General features: G+C 67.1%; 19 protein-coding genes and 1 pseudogene. 16 read left to right on the top strand and 4 right to left on the bottom strand.

Features of this window, described 5'->3' with window-relative positions:
• Positions 1–64 precede the first annotated feature (64 nt).
• The 14 genes from B3E43_RS10515 (at position 65) to B3E43_RS10450 (ending at position 11,560) form a co-directional block, all read left to right on the top strand.
• Positions 65–220, top strand: coding sequence for a hypothetical protein (locus B3E43_RS10515; RefSeq protein WP_292029216.1), 156 nt, complete (start codon positions 65–67; stop codon positions 218–220).
• Positions 217–492: a hypothetical protein gene (locus tag B3E43_RS10510; protein ID WP_292029214.1), complete on the top strand. Its 276-nt coding sequence runs from the start codon at positions 217–219 to the stop codon at positions 490–492. The genes B3E43_RS10515 and B3E43_RS10510 overlap by 4 nt, the downstream gene beginning before the upstream one ends.
• The gene (locus B3E43_RS10505) at positions 489–872 is read left to right on the top strand and encodes a M15 family metallopeptidase (RefSeq protein WP_292029212.1); all 384 of its coding nucleotides are present in this window, start codon (positions 489–491) and stop codon (positions 870–872) included. Before B3E43_RS10510 ends, B3E43_RS10505 begins: the two co-directional genes overlap by 4 nt.
• A 303-nt stretch (positions 873–1,175) precedes the next feature.
• The gene (locus B3E43_RS10500; protein ID WP_292029210.1) at positions 1,176–1,505 is read left to right on the top strand and encodes a hypothetical protein; all 330 of its coding nucleotides are present in this window, start codon (positions 1,176–1,178) and stop codon (positions 1,503–1,505) included.
• Between the two features lie 275 nt (positions 1,506–1,780).
• Complete coding sequence (locus B3E43_RS10495; protein ID WP_292029208.1) at positions 1,781–2,473, top strand: flagellin; 693 nt, start codon at positions 1,781–1,783, stop codon at positions 2,471–2,473.
• Between the two features lie 446 nt (positions 2,474–2,919).
• Complete coding sequence (locus B3E43_RS10490; RefSeq protein WP_292029205.1) at positions 2,920–3,609, top strand: flagellin; 690 nt, start codon at positions 2,920–2,922, stop codon at positions 3,607–3,609.
• A 116-nt stretch (positions 3,610–3,725) separates the two neighbouring features.
• Complete coding sequence (locus tag B3E43_RS10485) at positions 3,726–4,415, top strand: flagellin (protein ID WP_292029203.1); 690 nt, start codon at positions 3,726–3,728, stop codon at positions 4,413–4,415.
• A gap of 94 nt (positions 4,416–4,509) precedes the next feature.
• Positions 4,510–4,794, top strand: coding sequence for a flagellar protein FlaG (locus tag B3E43_RS10480; protein WP_292029201.1), 285 nt, complete (start codon positions 4,510–4,512; stop codon positions 4,792–4,794).
• A gap of 119 nt (positions 4,795–4,913) precedes the next feature.
• Positions 4,914–5,738: a flagellin gene (locus tag B3E43_RS10475; protein ID WP_292029198.1), complete on the top strand. Its 825-nt coding sequence runs from the start codon at positions 4,914–4,916 to the stop codon at positions 5,736–5,738.
• Between the two features lie 250 nt (positions 5,739–5,988).
• Positions 5,989–8,700, top strand: coding sequence for a transcriptional regulator (locus B3E43_RS10470; RefSeq protein ID WP_292029196.1), 2,712 nt, complete (start codon positions 5,989–5,991; stop codon positions 8,698–8,700).
• A 75-nt stretch (positions 8,701–8,775) separates the two neighbouring features.
• Positions 8,776–9,444, top strand: a complete 669-nt coding sequence (locus B3E43_RS10465) for a hypothetical protein (RefSeq protein ID WP_292029195.1) — start codon at positions 8,776–8,778, stop codon at positions 9,442–9,444.
• Positions 9,444–9,893: a hypothetical protein gene (locus tag B3E43_RS10460; protein WP_291830239.1), complete on the top strand. Its 450-nt coding sequence runs from the start codon at positions 9,444–9,446 to the stop codon at positions 9,891–9,893. The genes B3E43_RS10465 and B3E43_RS10460 overlap by 1 nt, the downstream gene beginning before the upstream one ends.
• A 153-nt stretch (positions 9,894–10,046) precedes the next feature.
• The gene (ssb, locus tag B3E43_RS10455) at positions 10,047–10,526 is read left to right on the top strand and encodes a single-stranded DNA-binding protein (RefSeq protein WP_292029194.1); all 480 of its coding nucleotides are present in this window, start codon (positions 10,047–10,049) and stop codon (positions 10,524–10,526) included.
• Between the two features lie 128 nt (positions 10,527–10,654).
• On the top strand, positions 10,655–11,560 hold the full coding sequence (locus B3E43_RS10450) for a DMT family transporter (protein ID WP_292029193.1): 906 nt from the start codon (positions 10,655–10,657) through the stop codon (positions 11,558–11,560).
• A gap of 61 nt (positions 11,561–11,621) precedes the next feature.
• On the opposite strand, the gene B3E43_RS10445 is transcribed toward B3E43_RS10450, so the two are convergent.
• Complete coding sequence (locus tag B3E43_RS10445) at positions 11,622–12,185, bottom strand: DUF3035 domain-containing protein (RefSeq protein WP_292029191.1); 564 nt, start codon at positions 12,183–12,185, stop codon at positions 11,622–11,624.
• 64 nt (positions 12,186–12,249) lie between these two features.
• On the bottom strand, positions 12,250–12,780 hold the full coding sequence (gene lspA / locus B3E43_RS10440) for a signal peptidase II (protein WP_292029188.1): 531 nt from the start codon (positions 12,778–12,780) through the stop codon (positions 12,250–12,252).
• A 172-nt stretch (positions 12,781–12,952) separates the two neighbouring features.
• Between lspA and B3E43_RS10435 the strand changes: the two genes are divergently transcribed.
• A complete protein-coding gene (locus B3E43_RS10435; RefSeq protein WP_292029186.1) occupies positions 12,953–14,209 on the top strand; it encodes a cation:proton antiporter in 1,257 nt (418 codons plus the stop codon).
• Positions 14,210–14,230: 21 nt separating this feature from the next.
• On the opposite strand, the gene B3E43_RS10430 is transcribed toward B3E43_RS10435, so the two are convergent.
• Positions 14,231–15,022, bottom strand: a complete 792-nt coding sequence (locus B3E43_RS10430) for a PhoH family protein (protein WP_292029217.1) — start codon at positions 15,020–15,022, stop codon at positions 14,231–14,233.
• A gap of 326 nt (positions 15,023–15,348) precedes the next feature.
• On the opposite strand from B3E43_RS10430, the pseudogene B3E43_RS10425 reads away from it, so the two are divergent.
• Positions 15,349–15,738 (top strand): annotated as a pseudogene (locus tag B3E43_RS10425) (gamma carbonic anhydrase family protein); the annotation flags it as partial.
• A 145-nt stretch (positions 15,739–15,883) separates the two neighbouring features.
• On the opposite strand, the gene B3E43_RS10420 reads toward B3E43_RS10425, so the two are convergent.
• Entirely contained in the window at positions 15,884–16,423 is a 540-nt protein-coding gene (locus B3E43_RS10420) for a PAS domain-containing protein (protein WP_292029174.1), read from the bottom strand.
• Positions 16,424–16,740 lie beyond the last annotated feature (317 nt).

Raw genomic sequence — 16,740 nt, 5'->3', positions numbered from 1 at the left:
GCGGAGTCGGCGGCGCCGGGGCCCCCGGCGTCGTCTGGCTGGTCGCGGTCGGATGAGCCGCGCCATGAGCCTTTCGCCAGAGCGCCTGGACCCGTGGCTGCTGGACGAGGAGGCCTGGGACAGCCCCGGCCGCCTCACCGACGCCGACCTGTTCGCCCATGCCAGCCCCGGCTGGCGTCGCGGCAACGCCCCCCTTGAAGACCCGGAGGATGACCGATGAGCGCTTCATCGACCCCCGCCGCGCCGCTGCTGGCCGAAGGCCGGTGGCTGTGGCGCAGGCTTTATGTGTTCGCGACCAGCGGAGCGGCCTGGCTGCTGCTCGACCGTTTGATCACCGGTGTGCCGCCCGAGGCCGCGCCGCGGCTGGCGCAGGGGTTGATGGCCCTGCTGGCGCTGGTGCTGGTTCTGTATCTGGTGGCGCCGTCGGCCCAGCAGCTGATCGCGACCCTGGCGGTGCTGCGGCCCCGGATCGGCGGGGAGGACCGGCCATGAGCTTTCGCCTGTCTGAACGATCGATCAAACGGCTGGCCGGTGTTCATCCTCGACTGGTCGCCCTGGTTCGCGAGGCCGCGGCGCTGAGCCCGGTGGAGTTCATGGTGACCGAGGGTCTGCGTACGCCAGAGCGTCAGGCAGCACTGGTCCGGGCCGGGGCCAGCCGGACGAAGCGGTCGCGTCACCTGACCGGTCACGCGGTTGATGTCGCAGCCCTGGTCGATGGTCAGGTGCGGTGGGACTGGCCGCTGTATCCGCGGATTGCGGCGGCGTTCAAGGCGGCGGCTGCGCGACAGGGGACCGCGATGGTCTGGGGCGGCGACTGGACCAGCCTGAGGGACGGACCGCATTTCGAGCTGGACCGGCAGGTGTTCCCGTGAGGACGCCGGCGGTTCTGCGCACCCTGACGCCGTTGGGATGGGCAGTGGTCGTGGTGGGGGTTTCGACCATGGCCCTGATCGGCCTGGGCGCGCTGGGATTCCGCTGGGATCCGCTGGGGCTGACCGGGCGGCGGTTGGAGGCGGCAGAGGCCGGAGCGTCGACGGCCATTGCAGACGCCGACGCGCGTCGCCTCCAGGTCGAGGGCGCTGCGGACCAGATCCGGCGTCTCGACGAACTTCATCAACAGACCGTGGCGGTCGCGCGGGAGACCGCACGGGCCGCGACGCAGGCAAGGAGCGCCCATGATGCTGAAACCCCGCTGGACCCGGATCGCGCTGCTCGCCTTGCCGGGCATGACCGCGAGCTGTGCCGTCTCGCTCCCGCCGTCTGTGGAGCCCCCGCGGCTGACCCTGCCGGGTCAGGCGACGACGCCCTGCGTGCTCGAGCGCCTGCCCGTGACTCCGACCCAGGCCGATCTTGAGATCGCCTATATGGAACGGGGCGCGCGTCTGGTCGCCTGTGAGAGCGCCAGGGCGTCTGCGGTAGAGACCTTGATGGCCGAGCGGGCGTTGCAGGATCGATGGAGGCGCGAGACCGACGGCCGGCGCAGGCCGCCGATCTGGCCGTGGTAGAAGACAGCTCACGCCTTGCGGACTGACGGCGGAATCCCGGCCCGGCAAACCCGACCGGCACGACCTGCCGACCACCCGGCAGAACATGCCTGGCCTTGGCAGGTTCTGCCCGGCAGATCAGAAGCTGCGGAAGAAAATAGTCCATAAAATCAACGGCAGGCGTTCCGGGTTGCGCCTCTGATCCGTGGCTTCGTCCTTGCTGAACAGAACCCGAGCAGAACGCTCCTGACCGCCAAAACGGCGTCAGACATGTCGAAGACAAGAGGACAGCCAAAATGGCTAACAGCATCAACACGAACGTCGGCGCCATGGTTGCGCTGCAGAACCTGAACGCGACGGGCCGCGACCTGAAGGTCACGCAGGACCGTGTCAGCACCGGTCTGAAGGTCGGTTCCGCCAAGGACAATGGCGCGATCTGGGCCATCTCCCAGAATCAAAAAGCCAACATGGGCGTGCTCAACGCCACCCGTAACGCGCTGCAGCGGACCATGTCTGTCAATGACGTGGGTCTGGCCGCCGGCGAAACCATCATGGACGCCCTGCGTCAGATGAAGGAACTCGCCGCCGGTCCGGCAAGCGCCGCCCGGGACGCCGATCTCGCAGCCCTGCGGACCGAAGTGGTCGCTGCCCAGGCCGCAGCGGTGTTCGATGGCACGGCCGCCCTGAGCGGACTGACCCTGACCATCGCCGCCGCGCCCACCGCCGGCCAGATCGATGCGGACATCGCCTCCGCGATCACCGCCCTGCAGGCGCTCGGCACCTCGGCCAAGTCGACCGAGCGGTCGCTGGTCTTCAACGACAAGCTCCAGGACGCCATCGAGTCCGGCATCGGCAACCTCATCGACGCCGACCTGGCCAAGGAAAGCGCCCGCCTGACGGCCCTGCAGACCAAGCAGCAGCTGGGCGTACAGGCGCTGTCGATCGCCAACCAGTCGGGCTCGATCCTGCTCGGCCTGTTCCGCAACTAGGTCCGGGAGCGCTCCCGACCTCGTCAACCCGAGGGCTCACCGGCCCCGGCCGGTCAAGCGATCAAACGAAGGGCCCCCGCGCGCGCGGGGGCCCTTTGTCGATGTGACGCTGGTTGGATTCCACGGGGACGATCCGGCCCGGCGCGCCGAAATTCTGCTCCCCCCGGGGCCGGCGCGCGCCGGTTCAGCGCCCCGGAGGCTGGCCATGTCGAGGGCCGGAGACCGGCACGACCTGCCGACCACCCGGCAAATACTGCCCGAAGCCCGGCAGATTATGCCGGGCCAATAACGTGATGAACAAGAACTAACGTAGCAATTTCAATGGTGGTCGCTCTGGCACGGGGGGGCGCCTGATGGCTCCGTCCTTGCTTGTACCTCAGCGGGCAGAATGCTCCCGACCGCCAAAACGGCGTCGGACATGTCGAAGACAAAAAAGGACAGCCAAAATGGCTAACAGCATCAACACGAATGTCGGCGCTCTCGTTGCGCTGCAGAACCTGAACCAGACGAGCCGCGATCTGGCAGTCACGCAAAACCGCGTGAACACCGGCCAGAAGGTTTCGTCGGCCAAGGACAACGGGGCCATCTGGGCCACCGCTCAAAACCAAAAAGCCAACATGCAGGTGCTCAACACCACCCGCAACACGCTGCAGCGGACCCAGTCCGTGAACGACGTGGGTCTGGCTGCCGGCGACACCATCATGGACGCCCTGCGTCAGATGAAGGAACTCGCCGCCGGTCCGGTCAGCACGGCTCGCGACGCCGACCTGAACGCTCTGAAAGCCGAAGTGGCCGCTGCCAAGGCGGCGGCGGTGTTCGACGGCACGGACGCCCTGGCGTCCCTGACCATGACCTTCGCCGCTACCCCGACCGCGCTTGAAATCGATACGGCCATGACGGCCGCTATCGGCGCCTTGCAGACCCTCGGCACCTCGTCGAAGTCGACGGAGCGTTCGCTGGCCTTCAACGACAAGCTCCAGGACGCCCTGGAAGCCGGTATCGGCAACCTCGTCGACGCCGACCTGGCCAAGGAAAGCGCCCGCCTGACGGCTCTGCAGACCAAGCAGCAGCTGGGCGTGCAGGCGCTGTCGATCGCCAACCAGTCGAGCTCCATCCTCCTCGGCCTGTTCCGTTAATCGAACAGGGATGAGGGCGGGGTCGTTCGCGGCCCCGCCCGCGCCGAAAACCTGAGCAGAACGCTCCCGGCAGCCAAAACGGCGTCGGAAATGTCGAAGACAAAAGGAAAGTCAAAATGGCTAACAGTATCAACACGAACGTCGGCGCCCTGGTGGCGCTGCAGAACCTGAACCAGACGAGCCGCGAACTGGCTGTCACGCAAAATCGCGTGAACACCGGCCAGAAGGTCTCGTCGGCCAAGGACAATGGCGCGATCTGGGCCACTGCCCAGAACCAGAAAGCCAACATGCAGGTGCTCAACACCACCCGCAACTCGCTCCAGCGGACCCAGTCGATCAATGACGTGGGCCTGGCTGCCGGCGACACCATCATGGACGCCCTGCGTCAGATGAAGGAACTCGCCGCCGGTCCGGCCAGCACGGCTCGCGACGCCGACCTCGCCGCCCTGCGGACCGAAGTCGTCGCTGCCCAGGCCGCGGCTGTCTTCGACGGCACGGCCGCCCTCAGCGGTCTGACCCTGACCATCGCTGCGGCCCCCACGGCCGGTCAGATCGATGCGGATATCGCCTCGGCGATTTCCGCCCTGCAGACCCTCGGCACTTCGTCCAAGTCGACGGAGCGTTCGCTGGCCTTCAACGACAAGCTCCAGGACGCCCTGGAAGCCGGTATCGGCAACCTGGTCGATGCCGACCTGGCCAAGGAAAGCGCCCGCCTGACGGCTCTGCAGACCAAGCAGCAGCTGGGCGTGCAGGCGCTGTCGATCGCCAACCAGTCGAGCTCCATCCTGCTCGGCCTGTTCCGCTAACACCGGGGAAGGGGACGGAGCCGCACGCGGCTCCGTCCCGCTTCTCCATCGCATATAACCGGGAGACGTCGGCCTAGTCGCCGGCGTTCAGGAGATGAATGCAGATGCAACCATAAGAGCGGTTGCGGCCGTCAAAGCCGAAACACCGCTGCAGTCCGGAGCCGACCATGGATCCAGTTCCAGAAATGCTGAAGACGCCGAACGCCAGGCCCGTTACCGGCTGGTGATCGAGCAGGGCCCCCGTGCGGGGTCTTTCGTCTACAAGACGCTGGACCGGGAGACCGGTGAGATCGTGCGGCAGCTGCCGAGCGAAGAGGTTCTGAAGTTGAGGGAACGCGACGACTACGGTGTCGGCGCGGTCATCAACACGACCGCCTGAACCGTCAGTCAGGACGGATTGTACCCGGGCCGCAGCCGCGCGCCCGGTCATCTTGCGTTAACCATACGCTCACGACTCGCCCCATAATCTGCCGTTGAACCGACCCGGGGCCGAATGCCATGACGAACAGCGTCCACTCCAACGCGTCAGCGCTTATCGCGCTGCAAAACCTGAATCAGATCAGTGACCGGATGGCGGCGACCCAGAACCGTATCAGCACGGGTCTGAAGGTTGGAGGAGCCAAGGACAACTCGGCCGTATGGGCGATCGCCCAGAACCAGCGGGCCGATCTCGGCGCCCTTGCTGCGGTGAAAACCAGTCTGGACCGCGCCACCTCGCTGGCGGATGTGACCCTGGCGGCCGGTGAGGCGATTTCCGATCTGATCATCCAGATGCGCCAGAAGGCCGTCGCCGCGTCTGACCTGTCCCAGACGCCCGAATCCCGGGCCGCGTACAATGACGATTTCCAGAGCCTCGTGCGGTCGGTGCAGCAGTTCGCCGACAGCGCCTCGTTTGACGGGGTGAACCTTCTGGACAACTCCCTGGCGGCCTCGCTCGACTTTCTCGCCAATGTCGATGCGGTCGACACCATCTCGATCGACCCGCACAACTTCACCGAGGCCGGTCTGGGCCTCAATACCCAGAACCTGCTTTCGTCGGCTGCCGCGGCGACCGCGCTCGGGGTCATCGATACGGCTCTGGCGACGGTGAACTCCGGCCTGGCCTCGCTCGGAGCGCAGGCAAAGCAGATCGAGACGCACAACGTCTTCGTCTCGAAACTGATGGATTCGCTTGAAACCGGCATTGGCAAGCTGGTCGATGCCGACCTGGCGAAGGAAAGCGCACGCCTTCAGGCGCTGCAGGTGCAGCAACAACTGGGCGCCCAGGCGCTCGGGATCGCGAACCAGGCGCCGCAGATCATCCTGTCGCTGTTCCGGAACTAGGCCGGTCGGCGAATACCAGCGGGACCGATCTGAATGGCGGCGGGCCGTCGCCGCGTCCCGATACCGTACAGCGAGAGCAATGATTTCAAGGCATTGACGAAGGCGATCTTCACAGCGTCCTCCTCATCCAGCGCGCCGTTAACGGGTGCGCAAGATCATTGTTCCCTGAGTCGCGTTCAAAGTCGCTCCGCAGCCGGACGTTAAGCGCCCGTTACGGTTGGCGCGTCACAATGACGGCCAGGAGCCGCCTGTGATCAACAACAGTTATCTACTGGGCCTGTATGGCGCGTCGGCGGATACGATATCTGCGTTCGCCAACGCCTCGTCGGGCGTGACGACACGCAAAACCCAGCCCACCGCGCCCTGGGTCAAGGACGCCACGGCGTCCGAAGCCAATGCGATCGTTCGCGCTGCGCTCTCGGGGCGCCGGTTGATCAACGAATCCGCCGCCCAGCTCGATGTCGCCGGCGCGTCTTCGGACTACCGCAAATTGTTTGCGCTCTATCAGGGGCTCAGCTCCCTCTCGGCGCTGGCGTCCCGTGCAGACGACCGAGGCGTTGGAACCAGCGAGGCGGCCCTGATCCGCAAGCGGTTTGACGCGGGCCTGACGGAAGTCAGCGACTACCTGAAAACCTCCAAATTCGCTGACCTGCGCATGGTGCAGGGCGTTTCGACCGTGACGGCCAAGACAACCGCGGCCGTGGCGAGAGACGGGACCCGCATTGTCACCGCCGCGGTCCATGAGGGCTCGCTGACCTCCACGGTGGACGGGTTCGCGGGCGAGGTTGCGTTCGACATCACCGTCTCGACCATCAATGGAGACAAGCTTGTCTCGATCGATCTGGCCGATATGGGAGCGGAGACCCGCACCCTCGACAACGTCATCGGCCATATCAACGGCAAGCTCGAGGCCGCAGAGGTTTCGACCCGGTTCAGCCGGGAGAATATCACCGGCGAGCCCCGCACCATCAAGGTGGGGACCAAGACCGTGACCCTGCCGGCGCGGGCGGACCAGTGGGCGCTTGTGATCCAGGGGACCAGCGTCGAGACGGTGCGGTTCGACGCGGCGGCGAAATCGGACGCCGTCTACGTCGTCCAGGCCGCGGGGGCCGACGGCCGTGGCGAGTTGTTGAAATTCCAGAGCGACGGGGGTTCCGCGCCGGAGCCCACGCAACCCGGCGGACAAACCGGCTGGGTGGCCGGGCGCGCCGCCCAGACAGCCCTGCCCAAGGGGGTTGAGACGGTTCGGGCCAGCGCGGTCGCGGCGGACGGCTCGCTTTGGATGGTCGCCGACATTGAGTCCGCGGCCGGCGAGCAGCCGATCAAGGGCGAGCGTGACGTGGCCCTGATGAAGTTCGACACCTCGGGCCGACTGGTGGCGACGCGGATGCTCGGCGCTGCGGATCAGGCCAGCGGCTACGCCATCGCCATCGCCGCGGACGGGCGGGTGGCGGTCGCGGGGTCGGTGACGGGCGCTCTCGAGCCGGGCGTCAGGGTGACGGACGCTGCACTGGCGGACAGTTTCGTCACGGTCTTTGACGGCGCCGGCGAGGAGTTGTGGACGCAGCGGCGCGGCGCCCGGGCGGCGGATGAGGCCACCAGCGTGGCCTTCGGGGCCGACGGCGTGGTCTATGTCGCCGGCCGTTCGAAATCCTCCATGCCGGCAGCCGCCGCCCTCGGCGGCTGGGACGGTTATCTCCAGGGCTTTACGGCGACGCAGGCGCACAGTCTGGCGCCGTTCACGGCCGTCGCGACGTCCATCAGCCAGTTCGGAACGGCCGGCGACGACAGCGTCAAGGCCATGACCGTCGAGGGTTCGTCGATCTACACCGCCGGGGTCGAGGATGGTCGCGTGGTGGTGCGCCATTACACGCCCGGCGACGGCGGCGCTCCGACTCTTGCGGCGACGCGGGACCTGGGGGCCGCCAACGGGGATGTGACCGGGATCGCCGTGTCCGGCGGCCGGGTGATCCTGAGCGGAACGACCCGCAACGCGGCCCTGGACATCGGCACGGTGAACACCGCCCACTCGGGCGGCGCCGACGCCTGGGTCGCCGCCCTTGAAGCGGATCTGTCCGTCAGCGCCGCTGACCGGCTGACCTATGTCGGCGGGGCCGGCGACGACAGCGCCGCCGACGTCAAGGTGCACGAGGGGAAGGTCTGGCTCACGGGCCTGGCTGACCGGCCGACGGACGCCGGCGAGGATGATCCGAGGCAGGGCTATCTCACCCGGCTCGATCCGCTGACGGGGGTGATCGAATGGACCCGGACCTGGCCGGGCGCGGGGCAGCAGGCGTCGCCCATGAGCCTGGCCGTCGCCAGCGGCGGCGCCAGCGTGCTGGATCGGCTCGGCCTGCCCCAGGGGCTGGTTTCAACAGGCGACTCCAAGGCTCTGACCGATGTGACGGCCTTGCGGCCGGGCGACCGGTTTTACGTTTCGCCGGCTGACGGCAGCCGGGCCAGAGCCGTGACCATCGACGCCAGGGACACGCTCCAGACGCTGGCTCGAAAAATCGAACAGGCCTCCTTCGGCCAGTTGACCGTCACGGTCGTGACGGATCCCCTGAAATCCGGCGAGACCGCGCTCTCCTCCGGGAACCGATTGCAGCGTCTTTCGATCACGCCGCGGTCCGGACGCGAGGGGGCGGTGTTGTCGAGCGGCGAACCCGGTCGCGACGCCCTGGCGGGGCTGGGCCTGTCCCCGGGGATTGTCGCTCCGAGGGCAGGCAAGGACGACCTCAAGATCTTCGCGCTGAATCTCCCGCCGACCCTTTCGCTGTCCGGGACGGACGCGATAAAATCGACAAGCGAACTGCTGACGGCCGCCATGAAGGCCGTGCGCGACGCCTACCGGGCCCTGTCGCCGGAGGCCAAGAAGCCGGTCATCACGGGCGCCGCGCCAGCCTATCTTACGGCACAGCTTGCCAACTACCAGGCGGCGCTCGCCCGCCTCGGCGGATAGGTCTTTACCGACGAAGGTCGTTGACGTGGAAGGGCCGGGCGGGGTTATTGGAGGCTCCATCCCCGCGAGCACTGCATGCCCCAGGACAATCGTCTTTTCATCGCTATCGGCGCCGGTCTGGCGGTCGTCGCGGCCGTGGTGATCGCCCTGATCTTCAGCGCAGGTCGGGAGCGAAATCCTGCGCCCCCGCCGGCGGCGCAGGGTGGACTGACGGTTGATGTCGCCGACGCGCCCGAACTGAACACGACGCGCGAACTGCGCTGCTTCGTCGACGGCCAGTACGTCGGCCTGGCCACCCTGTCAGACTGCGCGCGGCGCAATGGCGTGGCGACTGACGCGCTCGACGTCGGTATCGACGAGACCGGCGCCCTCGCGGCCGCCCCGACCGCCGCCTTCGCCCCGCCGCCCAGCGCTCCGCCGGTCGAGCTGACCGAGGCCGAACAGGCGCCGCTGCCCGAGCAGCAGCCCACGACCCAGCCGTCGGTGCAGCCAGCGTCCGGATCCGCCTGTTTGCGTCACACGGGATCGGACTGGCGTTCGCTGTCGTCGAACATGAGTTTGAACGCCTGCGTCCAGGCGTTGTACTCGGGCACCTGTGTGCGGCCGGGCGAGGCGCTGTACGGCCGCTGGGGTGACGTCACCCTCCGGCTGGTGCCCCGTCGGGTCGAGCAATCGAACGACAACAGCCGGTTCCGGACCCTGGCCGAGCAGGACCGAAGCTGCACATTCCCGGGGCTGCGCTGATGAAATACGTCGCAATCATAACGTTCGCCGCCGGCGCTGTTGCGCTCGCAGCCTGCGAGAAGGCCGTCGAAGCGCCGTTTGACCCGGGCGTCTGCTATGCCGTGGAAGTCGGAGCCGAAGGCGAGGCGCCGCGGTTCAACAAGGTGGCGGACAACCAGCCGCAGATCGAGTTCTGCGCAGCGCGACTGGAGGAGGTCCGCCTGCGGTTCCTGCGACTGGGGGGATCGCGTCAGGAAATCACGGGCTCTTACCAGGGTCAGTTCATCTTCATCGACCGTGGCGGCGTGTGGTATTCCCAGACCCTGGACGGCGGACGGTTCAACGCCATGGCCCGGACGGGCGACGGGCGTCTGGCCATGCCCGGCGCAATCCAGCGGGCGATCGACGGCACCCCGATCGCCGTCTCGGCCAATCGCGAGCCGGATCCGACGGCGCCGCCCGCGCCCTAGACGGAGCGGAACAAACGTGGAACAACGCGTTCCTGTGGATGGTGGCGACAAAGCAGACCCGCAGGGCCCGAAAGCGCGCTAGGCCCGGACAACAGACAATCGGCTCCGAACAGCGCGAAGCGCGGCGGGCCAGAACGAAGAAGGAGCTCGGCGATGGCGGGCAGCGTCAACAAGGTCATTCTGGTCGGCAATCTGGGCAAGGACCCGGAAATCCGCACTCTCAACTCGGGCGAACGGGTGGCCAACCTGTCCCTCGCCACCTCGGAGCAGTGGCGCGACAAGGCCACCGGCGAGCGCAAGGAAAAGACCGAGTGGCATCGGGTGGTCATCTTCAACGAGAACATCGTCAAGGTGGCCGAGAACTATCTGAAGAAGGGCTCGACCGTTTACATCGAGGGCTCGCTGCAGACCCGGAAATACGAGCAGGCCGGGGTCGAGAAATACACCACGGAGATCGTGCTGCAGAAGTTCCGCGGCGAACTGACCATGCTGGGCGGACGCAGCGACAGCGCCGGCGGCGGGGCCTCGCGCGGGGGCGATGACGACTATTCCTCGGGCTTCTCCACCGGCGGCGCCAACAAGCCCAGCGGTCCAAAGGAAAGCTACGACCTGAACGACGACATTCCGTTCTAGGTCGAGCCGACGCATCGCAGTCAGAAATGCCCTGAGCGCCGCGGCCTTCGGCGGCGCGCCACAGTCAGAAATGCAAAGTGTCGCCGTACGCGCTCGCGTGCGGCGGCCGTGCGCGTTAAGCCGGGCGGGTGACCACTCCTGACAAGCCGCATAGTCCGCTCTCGCTGGTCGAGATCCTCGCCATCATCGCGGTGGTGGTGATCTGGGGCGTGAACAATGCGGCGGCCAAATTCGGGACAGAGACCCTGCCGCCGCTGCTGATGGCGGCGCTCAGATTCGCCATCGCCGCGGCCTGTCTGATCCCGTTTGTCAGGCCGCCGTTCCCCAATTGGAAAAGCCTGCTGATCATCGTCGGCCTGGGCGGGCCGATCCATTACGGTCTGATCTATCTGGCCTTCTGGCTGGCGAACGACGTCAGTCCGGTGTCGGTCGCTGCACAGTTGTGGGTGCCGTTCACGGCCCTGTTCGCCTTCCTGCTGCTGGGTGAACGGCTGTCACGGTTTGCGCTCGCCGGCATGGGCGTGGCTTTCCTCGGGGTCGCCTGGATGACGCTGGACCCCCACGCCATCGAGGACTGGAAGGGCATTCTGGCGGGCATCGGCGCGGCGGGGGCCTGGGCCCTGACCACGGTCGTGGCGCGACGGACGACCTCGATCCCGCCATTGAAAATGCAGGGCCTGCTGTCGCTGGTGGCCTTGCCGTCGCTGGCCTTCGCCTCGGCGCTGTTCGAACAGGGCCAATGGGAGGCCGTGCAGCAGGCCGATGCCCTTGTCTGGGCCTGCGTGATCTGGGCCGGACTGGTGTCGTCGGTGCTGGCGACGACGATGGTCTTCTGGCTGGTGCAGAAGCGCGAGGCGGGGCGGGTGACGCCCTATCTGCTGGCCACGCCGGTGGTCTCCATCCTGATCGGCTGGGGGTTCATGGGCGACGTGCTGACGCCGCAGATCCTCGTCGGGGCCGCCCTGACAATGGGCGGCGTCGCGATCGTGGCCTTGGCCGAGCGCGGACTGAGGGCGGGCGCCGCCAAGGGCTGATCGCAAACAAAAAGGCCCGGACGCTTTCGCGGCCGGGCCTCCCTGCAGAATGTTGTCGAACCTAGAGGCCGGGCAGTTTGAAGCCCGTGTCGCGGCGCGGCGTGATGGAGATGCCGGCGCGACCTCCGGTCAGGGCCTGGACGCGGGCGTATTCGCTCGCCGCATCGACATTGACGGCGCCTTCAGAGGTCTGGATGGCCGTGGGCGCCTGGCTCGCGGCATCGTCGCGGCGCCAGAACATGATGCGGTTGGCCCAGCTCTCTTCCTTGTGCGCCAGGTCGCCGAACTCATCGTCCACGACATAGCGGGCGAGGGGGTCAGCGCGGTCGCCGCCGGCCTGGGCCACCAGGGCCTGTTCGCCTTCCGACCGCGTTACGGCCTGACGCTGGCCGAGCAGAATCTGGCGGGCGGCGGATTCGGGCGCGAGTTCCTGAGGCCGCGGCTGGCCCGGCGCCGGCGGGCGCAGGCCGTACTCCGGCGGAACGGTCAGGGGCGCGGTCGAAACGGTCAGAAACTCGTCCGGCGTGATCTTGTTCAGGCCCACGCCGGTGCGGAGACCGGAGCAGGCGCCCAGGGCGAAGGCGGAGGTCGTGAGGGTCAGAACGGCGACGGTGCGAAGACGCATATTTGATATCTCGGTGCGGGGCGCCGGAAAGGGCGCGCGCGTAAACCCTAGAGGAAGCGGCTGATTACGACTTTTCGGCGGCGAGGCCAACCTTGGCTTCCTGCTCCGCTCGCACGCTGTCGAGGATCAGCAGGACGACGCCGATGCAGATGGCGCTGTCAGCGACGTTGAATATCCACGGGAAGTTGATCTTCATCGACCCGAGGAAGACGTGCGGGCCGGAGATATCCAGAAAGTCGACCACGTAGCCGAAGCGGATGCGGTCGATCACATTACCGAGCGCACCGCCCATGATCAGGCCGATGGCGGTGATCAGCATGCGGCGGTCGGCCTTCAACGCCCACCAGCCAAGGATTCCGGCCACGGCGATCGAGAAGGCGCTGAGCATCCACCGCGCCGAGCCGTCGCCGAACAGGCCGAAGCTGACGCCCCGGTTCTCGACCCAGGTCAGGTTGAAGAGCGGCGGCAGGACCTGGATGTGGCCCATCTCGCGCAGGTCGAGGCCGCCCATGATCCAGGCCTTGGTCAGTTGGTCCAGGACGATGACGATGAGGGCGAAGCCGTAGGCGGCGTAGGCGATGCGGGGGATTTTCATTCGGGTCGCTGAAATGTGAAGGGCGTTCGGTTAGCAGCCCCCGCGCCGCGCGCGAAGGGGCAATCTCGCGCCATGGGGTCGCGGCGCCCTGTCCGCGCTTGTCCGGACGGGGCAGAGGCCCCAATTACCGCGTTCCCGCCAATCCATCCCCGCCCGCATCCGAGGAGCGCCGATGCCGCATGCCGACAGCCTGATTCTCACCCTGGTCGGCGGCTTCGTGCTGGCCTTTGTGTTCGGCATGTTGGCCAACCGGCTGAAGCTGTCGCCGCTGGTCGGCTACCTGGTCGCGGGGATCGCCGTCGGGCCGCACACCATCGGCTTTGTCGCAGACGGCGAACTGGCGCCTCAGCTGGCGGAGGTCGGGGTCATCCTGCTGATGTTCGGCGTCGGGCTGCATTTCTCGCTCGCCGACCTGATGAAGGTGCGAAAGATCGCGGTCCCGGGCGCCCTGTTTCAGATCGCGGCGGCTACGGCGCTGGGCTGGGGCCTGGGCCGGCTGATGGGAATGACCGATCTGGAGGCAACCCTGATGGGGTTCGCCCTCTCGGTCGCCTCGACCGTGGTCCTGCTGCGGGCGCTGGAGGAGCGTAGAGAGGTCAAGGGCCAGGCCGGTCGTCTGGCCATGGGCTGGCTGATCGTCGAGGACCTGGTGATCGTGCTGGCGCTTGTCATCCTGCCGCTGCTGGTCATTCAGCCGGGCGAGGTCATGAACGGAGCCGAACTGGCCAAATCCATCGGCTGGACGCTGTTGAAGGTCGCCGGTTTCACGGGCGTGATGCTGGTGGTCGGCTCCCGGCTGCTGCCGTGGCTGCTGATCCGGATCGCCCATACCCGGTCGCGGGAGCTGTTCACCCTCGGGGTGCTGGCGATCGCCCTCGGCATCGCCTGGATCGCCTATCAGCTGTTCCACTCCTTCGCGCTCGGGGCATTCCTCGCCGGGCTGGTGCTCAACAGCTCGCCGCTGGGCCACAACGCGGCCGAGCGTTCCCTGCCGCTCCGGGACGCGTTCGCCGTGCTGTTCTTCGTCTCGGTCGGCATGCTGTTCGATCCGACCATTCTGGTGCGCGAGCCCCTGGCCGTGCTGGGCGTGCTGGGGATCGTCATCGTCGGCAAGTCGCTGGCGGCGCTGGCCATCACGACCGCCTTCAAGCTGGACCGGGCGACCAGCCTGACCGTCGCCGCGGCCCTGGCCCAGATCGGCGAGTTCTCCTTCATCCTCGCGGCCGTGAGTGTTCAGCTTGGCGGCATGACGCAGGAGACCCACGACCTCATCCTGGCGGCGGCCCTGCTGTCGATCTCGCTGAACCCCTTCGTCTTCGCCCTGATCGACCGGATGGGCGCGAGGCCGAAGCCGCCGCTCAAGGGATCGCCCGAGGGTCTGCTCCTGGCCGAAGAAAAGGCCGCCGCCGTGAATCCGGCGACGGCCTGATCTGTCAGACGCAGGCTGGCGTCAGAGGACGCCGATCATCGAGGCCACCAGCGGATGGCGGACGATGTCCTGCTCGGCCAGGCGCACCACCGCAATGTCGGGCACGGGCTCGAGCCGCTGGGCGACGTCCATCAGACCCGAGATGCCGGGAAGCAGATCGGACTGCTGGGGATCGCCGGTGACGACCATGGTTGAATGCCAGCCCAGGCGGGTCAGCAGCATCTTGAGCTGCACATAGGTGCAGTTCTGGGCCTCATCGACGACGATGAAGGCGTTGTTCAGGGTGCGGCCGCGCATGTAGCCGATGGGGGCGATCTCGATCAGGCCCTCGGCCATCAGCGCCTTGACCCGCTTCATGCTGAGGCGATCGGACAGGGCGTCGTAGAGGGGGCGGAGGTAGGGGGCGAGCTTGTCCTCCATGTCGCCGGGCAGGAAGCCGATCGATTCGCCGGCCTCGACAGCGGGACGGCTGAGTACGATGCGGCCAACCTTGCCGGCCTCGAGCGCCTCGACCGCCTTGGCGACGGCGAGATAGGTCTTGCCGGTGCCTGCCGGACCGAGGGCCAGGACGAGGTTATGGTGGTCGATCGCCGTCATCAGTTCGGCCTGGCCGTCCGACTTGGGCTTCAGCGTCTTCAGATAGGCCTGGTCGCGATCGTCATTGGATGGATAGGGCGACCAGCCGGCGTGGGTTGGAAGCCGGCGTACCTTGGAGTCCTCCATGAACTGACGGGAATCGAGCACACCGTGTTCACGGGATGTCTCGCGGGTCTGACGTTTGATGGCCGCACGCTTGGTCATGGACGCCTCCAGGGCATGGAAGACGGCGACGCGGAAAACGCGACGCCGCAGGGCAAGAAAAAAGGCGATGCCGCAAAAGCATCGCCTCGAACGAAGGTGGGGAGGAGAGAAGGGGACGCGACGCATCCGCCCGGGTCGGAAGAAGGGTCAACTTCCAGCGGATGAATCCGCCGAACCGAGCGCACCACGCAAAATCCCCGAGGTCTGACCGGACCGGGCTTGATCCGGCTTCCAATCCGGGGCCGAAATGGCGGCCTCGAATCGCATCTACACTCTAAGCCTAACGTGGTTTACGAGAGCTTAAAGCCCTCGATTTATTGAGAAATGGCGGTGTTCGGATGAATGTTTACGGTCTCGGCGACAAGAAACCGCAGCTTCCGCCTGAGGGCGAATACTGGGTGGCACCAAACGCAACCCTTGTAGGAGACGTGATTCTCAAACCGGGCGCCAGCGTCTGGTTCGGCGCCGTGCTGCGCGGCGACAACGACCCCATCACCATCGGCCGGGACACCAATATACAGGACGGCAGCGTGCTGCATTCCGACCCCGGCGAACCCCTGACGATCGGCGACGGCGTGACCGTCGGCCATATGGTCATGCTTCACAGCTGCGAGATCGGCGACAACACCCTGATCGGCATCGGCGCGGTGGTGTTGGGTCGGGCGAAGATCGGGAAGAACTGCCTGATCGGGGCCAACACCCTGATCACCGAGGGGAAGGTCATTCCCGACGGCTCGCTCGTCATGGGCCAGCCCGGCAAGGTGGTGCGCGAGCTGGAACCGGGTCAGATCGAGGCGCTGAGGGCGTCCGCCGCCCATTATGTGCAGAACTGGAAACGCTATCAGCGGGATCTGAAGGCCTGAGCCTGTCGGTTCAGGCGATCCGGCGGCCGCCGACGGCGGCGAGCGACAGGGCGGGGCGGGCGGCTTCGCCCACGCCGATCGAGACCCGGGCGGTGAGCAGGCGGGGCTCGTCGGCGGCGAAGCTCAGGGTGGCCATGGGCGCATAGAGGCCCAGAATGCGATCCACGGCGCCGGACGGGCCGCGCAAGGGCACCAGCACGATCTCGATCTGGGCCGACAGGAAGCCGGCGAGGGCGGCGATGACGACCGGCCGGGCTTCGCGCACGGTCTGGGTCATGGCGGCGGCCACCAGAGGCCGGGAGGCGGTGCGCCAGACGGACAGAAAGGCATGATCCTTGAGCGGTTCGCCGTGGAATCCCTCAATCCAGGTGCCGGCCAGTCGGATGACGGCGTCGTCGCCATGGCGTTCGGCGATGAAGGCGCGCGGCAGGCGCAGGCCCAGAGCGTCCGGCTCGAGCGAGGCGCGATCAGGAATCCCCGCGCGCACGGCTCCCCGGCGGGACAGCCCGGTCCAATGGTCGATCAGGAATTGCGTGTCAGGATGAAACATCGCTCTGGCCTCTGGCCCCGGCGACGCAAGGCCCGCGCCTGCGAGGGGCCGGGCGAAAGGCAACGGAAATGAAAGGCTTTTGCGGTTCAGATGGACGCTGAAGCGAGCTGCGCCCGACGCAGACCGCATGAACTTGACGGGAGGTCGGCCCATGCGGGTGCGGATCATGACATGGCTGCTGGCGCTGGCGGGTTTCTTCGCCCTGACGCTGTTCGCCGACGAGGCGGCCGCCCAGTGCGGGCCGGTGTGCCCTCCGCCGCCGCCGCCGTGCTGCGAACCGCCGCCGCCGCCGCCCCCTCCGCCTGTCTCTTATACAC

The organism is Brevundimonas sp. UBA2416, assembly GCF_002343105.1.
Classification (GTDB): Bacteria; Pseudomonadota; Alphaproteobacteria; order Caulobacterales; family Caulobacteraceae; genus Brevundimonas.
The sequence above is the reverse complement of the archived record's forward strand: the minus strand, read 5'-3'. Positions and strand labels throughout refer to the sequence as shown.